Origin of the sequence: Caballeronia sp. (assembly GCF_049581465.1) — a bacterium.
Classification (GTDB): domain Bacteria; phylum Pseudomonadota; class Gammaproteobacteria; order Burkholderiales; family Burkholderiaceae; genus Caballeronia.
The window spans coordinates 1-7,844 of record NZ_JBAUSA010000646.1 but is presented as its reverse complement, the minus strand read 5'-3'; the positions used below and the strand labels follow the sequence as shown (position 1 = coordinate 7,844).

Sequence of the window (7,844 nt, the reverse complement as noted above, 5' to 3'; positions counted from 1 at the left end):
CTCCAGGAACGTGTGCTTCACTTCATGGGACATAGGTCTCTTCCTCGGCAGCAAGCCGGTTTGTTGAATGGTGTAGGTATTCGAGGAGCTCGAGATGCCATTAGAGCGGCCAACTAATCGCTATGCGCTTCGCTTCAGGCGTTGCGCCTTATTGGACCTGCTCTCTTCATATGCGAGGGGGATCTGTGCGTCGGCATTCTCGCGAAGCATGCGTAGCCGCTGCAATCGTCGTGCCGATGCTTCCGGATTCATCAGCCAGATACCCAGTAGTCCTGCTGGAATCAACAGGCCGCCAAGAAGAAAAAAGCCATGCTCGAATCCCGCGGCGGTTCCGTGCGCTGCGCTGACGAAATGGCCCATCATGGGCGGGGCGAGTACTCCGGCGAATGTGCCGAGCGCCGTGACGACGGACAGCCATGCGCCTCGCTGCCGTGTCGCCACCACTTCGCCGATCATCATAGGCGACAGCGTCATACCACATTGGCTCAGTACGCTGGCGATGGTGTAGCACACGAGTTTTGCACTCGCACTGATGTCAGCCGTCGTGCACAACATGAAGATGCCTGCCAGGGCGACGGGCACACTGGCCAGGACGCCACGCGACAGATGTGACGAAGCACCCCTGTCTTTCAGCACGCGCGAAATCCACGCGACCGCGAGCATGGCCGGTATCGACAGGCCCGCCATAAGCGAAAACAGCCAGCCGGCGTCGTTCGCCGGGTAGCCAAGTCCCGTGCGCAGGTACGCCGGAAACCACGTAAAGTTGACGGAGACGACGGCGTATCCGACGAATGTCAAAATGATGCCGCCCACCAACGTCCTGTCGGTCGCGATCTGCCTGACGATAAAGCCCACGCTTTGCGCAGGGACGCCCGTTACGGCCGTGGCGAACTCCGGCTCGCTGGCAGGAGGCGTCTCATCGACGGTCCCGTCCTCGCCAACGACCAGCCACAATGCCGCCCAAAGACATCCGACAATACCGAGGGCGAGGAATGCAGCATGCCAGTCGTAACGGGTGATCAGAAAGGTCAGGCACGGACCTGACAGCAGCAGGCCCACACTCGCGCCTTGCTGAACGATCACCGTCGGAAAGTTACGTTTCGAGTTATCGAACCATTTATAGCTAGCGTGAACGGCGAGAGCATAAGCGGGGCCTTCGCCCGCTCCGAGCAACACACGGCACGCTATCAAGACGGGATAGGTCACAGCTCCGACGAGCGGAAACTGTGCGATTGCCCATACAACCGACAGGAACGCCAGCAGCCACCTGGTTTTGATACGCGTGGACGCGAGCCCGAAGAGGAGTCCGGAAACGGTGAACAGCAGGAAGAAACTGCCACCGACGAACCCGAACTGCTGATGCGATAACCCGAGATCGTGCATGATCGGCACTGCGGCGAGTCCAATGACCGCCTTGTCCGCGAAATTGATCACCATGAACAGGAACAGCATGGCGACCACCATCCAGGCGCGCAATCGACTGGTTTTCTGAAACATGTCTCCTCCTTGGATCGCTTCGGCCCGGCGTCGGGGAAATGCCCCCGCGCCCGACAGGCAATATAGATTTGTAGTAGCAAACGGAACCCGCATTGGACCTTTTAAGGTCTCTGTTGCGAGGACACAGATACCAAGCGATGCAGCGGGCCATTGCGCAACAGTGCGGCCCGGTCGATGAAGCGAACACGGATTCTTCACTGGCGCCGCGACGCATTTCGGATCGTTGACATCCTAGAGCCGAAGCGCCCCGTACGACGGTCAACAACTTGACAATCCGGCGTCATTCGACCTGCATGGTTTCCCTGAGTGATGGCATCGCCAAGGGCCCGCGGGCAGCGCCCGCGGTCACCTGTCCGGCAGATTTAGTGCGAAGCGGCGAGTGAAACGGCCACCGCCAGCCGCTCGCGGCACTGCGACACGATGCGGGTCAACAGTGCTTCACAAGTCGGAATATCGTCGATGAGTCCAACCACCTGCCCCGCCCAGACCAATCCCGCATCGACCTCGCCGGTTTGAAGCGCATCGTGCCCGCGACGACCCGCCACCAGATGCCGGATGTCGTCGAACACACAACCGCCTGGGCGCTGCTCGGTGGCGACCACCTCGTCGGACACGGCGTTTTTGAGTACGCGCGCCGTATTGCGTAACGTGCGGAAGATAAGTTGTGTATCCCGTTCACTCGCGCCCACGAGCTTCTGCTTGATGTGGTCATGTAGCGGCGCCTCCACGGTCGCGCAGAAACGGGTACCCATGTTCACGCCTTCAGCGCCCAAAGAGAGGGCCGCGGCCATGCCATATCCGTCGGCGATGCCACCCGACGCGATGACCGGAATCTTTAACGCTCGCGCCGCGAGAGGGATCAGTACCAGACCCGGTACGTCGTCTTCTCCCGGATGTCCTGCGCATTCGAATCCGTCGATACTGACCGCATCGACGCCGTTGCGCTCGGCAGACAGCGCATGTCTGATGCTAGTGCACTTGTGAACAATCTTCACCCCATTGCGCTTCAGCTTCTCGATGAATTCCTTGGGACTATTGCCGGCCGTTTCGATCACCTTCACGCCTCTATCGATGATCACGTCGAGATATTCCGCATAGGGAGGAGGATTCGCAGACGGAAGAATGGTCAGATTGACGCCAAATGGCTTGTCGGTCATCGTTCGGCAGCGCTCGATTTCCTGTGCCAAAGCGTCCGGGGTCGGCTGGGTCAGCGCGGTCAGCACGCCCAGGCCGCCCGCATTGGAAACGGCCGACGCCAGTTCTGCTCGCCCCACCCACTGCATGCCCCCCTGAATGACGGGAAAGCGGATGCCGAGCAAATCTGTAATACGCGTCTTCATAGGGGTCCTTTATGACACTTGAGGGTAGTTCTGCAATCTGAGAATCGACGAATCGAGTTCACTCGCCGCGCCATCCGGTTTTTTTGAGCGAGAGCTCCGCGAGTACTTCCGCCGTATGCTCGCCGATATCCGGCAAGCGTCCCTCATGACGGCCGTAGTCGTGAAACGTCGCGGGGTAGCCTGGCAGCAGCAATGGCTCTCGTCCCGCCGCGTGGACCTTTACAAACAGGTCGGCAGACGCGCCGGCCTGTCCCGGTCTGACCTCCGCCATCGTTCGCACCATGCCGAAAACAACACCGGCGCGGGCAAGACGTTCACAGAGATCAGCCGTAGAAAACCGCCGGGTTGCGCGGCGCAAGTCAACGAGCATCGCTTCCCGGTTATTCAGCCGCGCCGCGTTTTCGCAGAACCGCGGATCGGCGGCTATTTCCGGTCGGTCAAGCGCGGTGCACAGACGCGCGAAATGTTCCTTTGTATAGGCTGAAATCACGACGTTTCCATCGACGGTGGGCATCACCTCGGCTGCCGGCGTTGCGTTGGTCTGACCGTTTCCTGAGCGGACCGGCACCACGCCAGTCAGCCGATAATCGGCCCAGGTGCTGGACAGTGCAGACACAGCGACGTCGACGAGAGAGACGTCAACAATGCCTCCCTGGCCGCTTACCGACCGCCTTAGCAGCGCCGCAAGCACACCTGAGGTCAGCGCGCTGGCAGCCATGACATCGACCACGGTAAATCCGACCCGCGTCGGATCCCGATCGCCGTCGCCGTTAATGCTCATCATGCCGCTTTCCGCCTGTGCAGCAATGTCGAAACCGGCCCGGTCGCTGGCCGGGCCGCTCTGACCGAAACCGCTGACCTGCCCGTACACAAGACGAGGCACCTTGCCAGTCAACGCTGCTGCATGAAGCCCCAGTTTTTCCATCACGCCGGGCCGGTAATTCTGGAGCACCACATCCGCGGTGCACGCCAGCGCAAACGCGTCTTTCCGTCCATCCGGATTGCGCAGGTCGAGCACAACCGAGCGTTTCGACCGGTTGCAGGCTGAAAATATAGGTCCGTAGTGGTCCCTGTTCCAGCCCGCATACCGCCCGGCGTCGCCGTCGGGCGGCTCTACTTTGATAACGTCGGCGCCCAGTTCGGCCATCGTCTGGCCGCTGGCCGGCACGGCAATGTATTGTCCGAACTCGACAACACGCAATCCCTTCAAGGGGGCGTTTTCACGCGTGTTTTGTTTGTCATGCGACATGAGCACCTTCGAGCACGGTCGTTGCAAGCCGTTCGAGCTGATGCTCGGCGCCTCCGTAAAGCGTCGAAGCGGCCGCCAGCCTTTTGACGAACTGGCCAAGCACATATTCCTGCGTCATGCCGATCGCGCCATGGAGCTGCACCGACTCTTCCCACACGTGCGTTGCCGCTCGCGCAACAAAGGCTTTGGCAGCCGCGCTGTAGCGGCGTCGTGAGGTTGAATCGCCACCGTCCTCCTGATCGATCACGCTGGCAGCAGCGCGTGTCAACGCGCGTGCCTCCTCGATTTCGACCATGAGATCGACCATGCGATGCTGGATCACCTGATTCGCGCCTATAGCGCGCCCAAACTGCTTGCGCATGGTGAGGTAATCGCGGGTCGTATCGAACGCGGCAACCATGACGCCCACGGTCTCGGCGCAATGCGCGACGATCGCACGGTCGATCGCGCGTTCGATCAGTGGCAACACTTCATCACGCGATCCGGTCACGAGTGCCACGGCGCAATCAACCCCGTCGAGCACGATATCGGCTACGCGCTGGCCGTCGTATAGCGAGCGTGGCGTCACCGTCAGGCCTGGCGAGCCTGCTTCCACGAGGAAGAGGCCCATGTTGTCGCTCGACACCATGGCGGCGAGCAGAAACGCGTCCGCACCGGCACCGCCGGGCACCAACGTTTTCTTGCCGCTCAGGGAAAAGGTCTGTCCGCTCGGCTGCGCAGTCACGGTGACGGCGCCTCCATCGAACGAGATGCCGGACTCCCATGCTGCGAATGCAAGGCGCTGGCGGCCGGCGACGATGCCAGGAAGGTAACGTGCACGGAGTTCGGGTGTCGCCACATCAACGAACAGCATGGTGCCCAATACAGCGGAGGCGACAAAGGGCTCGTTGACCAGCCCGCGTCCGAGCTCTTCCGCCAGCACGCAGATGTCGCCAAGCGAACTGCCCAGCCCATCGTCGGCTTGAGGAACAGGCATGGCGAGCCAGCCGAGTTCCGCAAACTCCTTCCAGCGCTCCGGCAGACATCCGTGTGGGTGAGCGAACGACGCTTCGCGCACGGCAGTACCGTAGCCGCGGGCGATGTATTTTCTGGCGCTATCGGACAGCATGTCCTGGTCGTTGTCGAGATTGTGTGCGCTCATAGTCCGAGTACCGCTTTGGAAAGAATGTTGCGTTGGATTTCACTGCTTCCGCCTGCGATCGTGTAGCCACGCGCGACGAAGCGTCGCGACGAGGCGGTTGCTGAAATAGCGTCCTGTTCCTGTGATGGGGAGCCCACTTCAAGCACCTGAGGATCGAGCACCAGGCCTTCCTGGCCCAACCCATCGACAATCAACTGCTCCCATAGCTGAATCAGGCGGCTTCCCCGCAGCTTCAACATGGAAACGTCAGCGCCAATGGGGTGGCCCGAGATGGAGCGCTGTATGAAACGGGCGGCATTGGCTTCGAGTGCCATCAACTGCATCTCCAATTCGGCGTACCGTTGCCGGAACCAGGAACGGTCTGCAAGACGCACGCCGCCTTCGGTGCGGGTCAGCCCGACTTCCTGAGCGCGTGCCCTGCGTCGCTTGTTCTCGCCGATTCGCGCCAGTTTCAGACGTTCGAATTCAAGCAACGATTTCGCAATCGTCCATCCTTCGTTCTCCTTACCCACGAGATTCTCGAACGGGACTTCCACGTTATCGAAAAACACTTCGTTGAAGACTACCCAGCCATGGATACCCACGATCGGTCTGACCGTGACGCCCGGTGACTTCATGTCGACGAGCAGGAACGAAATACCTTCCTGCGGCTTCGCGTCCGAATCGGTGCGCACGATGCAGAAGATCCAGTCCGAGTATTGCGCATAGGACGTCCAGATCTTCGATCCGTTGATGACGAATCCGTCATTGGTGCGATGGGCTCGCGTTTTCACCGAGGCAAGATCGGACCCCGCGTTGGGTTCCGAGTATCCCTGGCACCACCATTGCCTTCCCGCCGCGATTTCCGGCAAGAATCGATGTTGCTGGGCGGCGGTTCCGAAGCGCATCAGGATCGGCGCGATCATCGAAAAACTGACCATGACGATTTCGGGGGCGTCGTTATTGCAGAGCTCTTCTTCGAACGCCAGTTCCTGCTGAACTGTCCAACCCTGCCCACCCCATTCACGCGGCCAATGCGGCACAAGGTAGCCGTGGCTCGCGAGGATCTGATACCAGGCGACCACGCGCTCACGTGGAATCTGTCGCCCGCTTCGCACCATGTCGCGAATATCGGCCGGCAAATTGGCCCGCACGAATTCGCGAGCCTGTCTCCTGAATTCCGTGAGTTCACGCGTTTCAAACATGTTTTTCATTCCAGAGGAAGTGATGTGGAGTTCCCGAACGAACTCAAGTAGCGGTTAGGATAAAATGCATGCTGTCCAGAGTCAGTCGATGAATTGACAATCTCGTTGACTGTGCAGGTAGGACAATCCCGCATTCGGCTTTTGCTTTTTCAGTACCTGGAGATGTCTATGCGCCACCAGCCGAACGCCGCGGATCCGTTTGCACTGATCTGCCGGGCGCTTCGAGCCAGTACGCTTTTCGCCGAATGGCCACTTGCCAGCGTAGAGCGTGTCGCAAAGACGGCTCGTCTGGAACATCACAAGAAGCACACACAAGTTCTGGCCGCCGACAGGGAACGGCGTGAGGTCCTTGTCGCCGTTTCCGGATGTGTCGAGGTCAGCCGCACAAGCGCTGACGGTTCCAGGTTCGTGGGTTTTCTGATGCGTGCAGGTGACTGCTCGGGCCTTGTGCGCCTGCTGCAGGAAATTCGCTTACCTTATGATTACGTCGTGCTTGAAGACGCGTTAATGGTCCATGTGCCGTCCAATGCGCTGATTCAGGTCATGGACGACGAGCCGGTCCTTTGGCGTTCGGTCGCGCTCTTCGCGCTTGCCAGGCAACGCGACAACGCCGTCTCCATGCAGCAACGTGTCCTGAGCGATTTGTCGACTCAACTCGCCGCACGGATCGTCGAACTGCTGGCCGCTTCCGCCATGCCTGGAACTGGCACCCCGGGTCGATCCCTGTCCCTAAGCCAGAGCAAATTGGCTTCGATGCTCGGAAAATCGCGTCAAACAATCAACAAAGAACTGGGCAAGCTTTCCGACAGAGGACTGATCGCGATCGACTACGGAAAAATCGAGGTTCTGGATTTGCCTGCATTAGAGGCGCTGGCCGGTAGTGGCTCCGGCCGCTAGAAAACGCGGCTGCGGGCGGCAATCCTCGCGGCCCCGAGGGAGTTTCCAGGACCGCGGAAAAGTCGAATCAAAGGTTGCTGTAGCCGCCGCCGCAGACCAGAACCTGACCCGAGACGTAGTTCGACTCCGGCGAACAGAACAGATACACCGACCCTGCCGCTTCCACAGCGGTGCCCGGACGGCCCAGCGGAATCATACGGCTCGCCCCATCGAGCATCGCCTGCTGCACACCGACCTTGATCTCGCGACCTTCAATATTCACGGTCTTGCTTTCTTCGCCAGCCAGCGCCTGCGTCAGGCGCGTTTCGATGAGACCGAACGCCACGGCATTCACGTTGACCTTCAGGCGACCCCACTCCTTGGCCATGGTTTTGGTCATGCCCAGGATGCCGGCCTTAGCCGACGAGTAGTTGATCTGCCCCGCGTTGCCGCCGGCTGCGACCGAAGAGATATTCACCACTTTGCGAAACACCTCACGGCCTTCGGCTGCTTCAGCCTTCGCAGCCGCACTGATGACCGGGTAGGCTGCGCGCAGG

Annotated in this window: 7 protein-coding genes; 1 reads left to right on the top strand and 6 read right to left on the bottom strand. The window is 60.2% G+C overall.

What is annotated here, in order from left to right; translation table 11 throughout:
* Positions 1-120 precede the first annotated feature (120 nt).
* From WCA53_RS15890 to WCA53_RS15870, 5 genes are all read right to left on the bottom strand, one after another.
* Positions 121-1,497 (bottom strand): MFS transporter, encoded by a 1,377-nt coding sequence (locus tag WCA53_RS15890; protein WP_423912154.1) that lies wholly within the window; start codon positions 1,495-1,497, stop codon positions 121-123.
* A gap of 362 nt (positions 1,498-1,859) precedes the next feature.
* Positions 1,860-2,837 (bottom strand): NAD(P)H-dependent flavin oxidoreductase, encoded by a 978-nt coding sequence (locus WCA53_RS15885; RefSeq protein ID WP_423912149.1) that lies wholly within the window; start codon positions 2,835-2,837, stop codon positions 1,860-1,862.
* Between the two features lie 58 nt (positions 2,838-2,895).
* Complete coding sequence (locus WCA53_RS15880; RefSeq protein ID WP_423912144.1) at positions 2,896-4,086, bottom strand: CaiB/BaiF CoA transferase family protein; 1,191 nt, start codon at positions 4,084-4,086, stop codon at positions 2,896-2,898.
* On the bottom strand, positions 4,076-5,227 hold the full coding sequence (locus WCA53_RS15875) for an acyl-CoA dehydrogenase family protein (RefSeq protein WP_423912141.1): 1,152 nt from the start codon (positions 5,225-5,227) through the stop codon (positions 4,076-4,078). Before WCA53_RS15875 ends, WCA53_RS15880 begins: the two co-directional genes overlap by 11 nt.
* On the bottom strand, positions 5,224-6,411 hold the full coding sequence (locus WCA53_RS15870) for an acyl-CoA dehydrogenase family protein (RefSeq protein ID WP_423912138.1): 1,188 nt from the start codon (positions 6,409-6,411) through the stop codon (positions 5,224-5,226). Before WCA53_RS15870 ends, WCA53_RS15875 begins: the two co-directional genes overlap by 4 nt.
* 168 nt (positions 6,412-6,579) lie before the next feature.
* Between WCA53_RS15870 and WCA53_RS15865 the strand changes: the two genes are divergently transcribed.
* Entirely contained in the window at positions 6,580-7,308 is a 729-nt protein-coding gene (locus WCA53_RS15865) for a Crp/Fnr family transcriptional regulator (protein ID WP_423912135.1), read from the top strand.
* Positions 7,309-7,375: 67 nt separating this feature from the next.
* On the opposite strand, the gene WCA53_RS15860 is transcribed toward WCA53_RS15865, so the two are convergent.
* The coding region (locus WCA53_RS15860; RefSeq protein WP_423912130.1) for an SDR family NAD(P)-dependent oxidoreductase at positions 7,376-7,844 on the bottom strand (469 nt) is incomplete at its 5' end.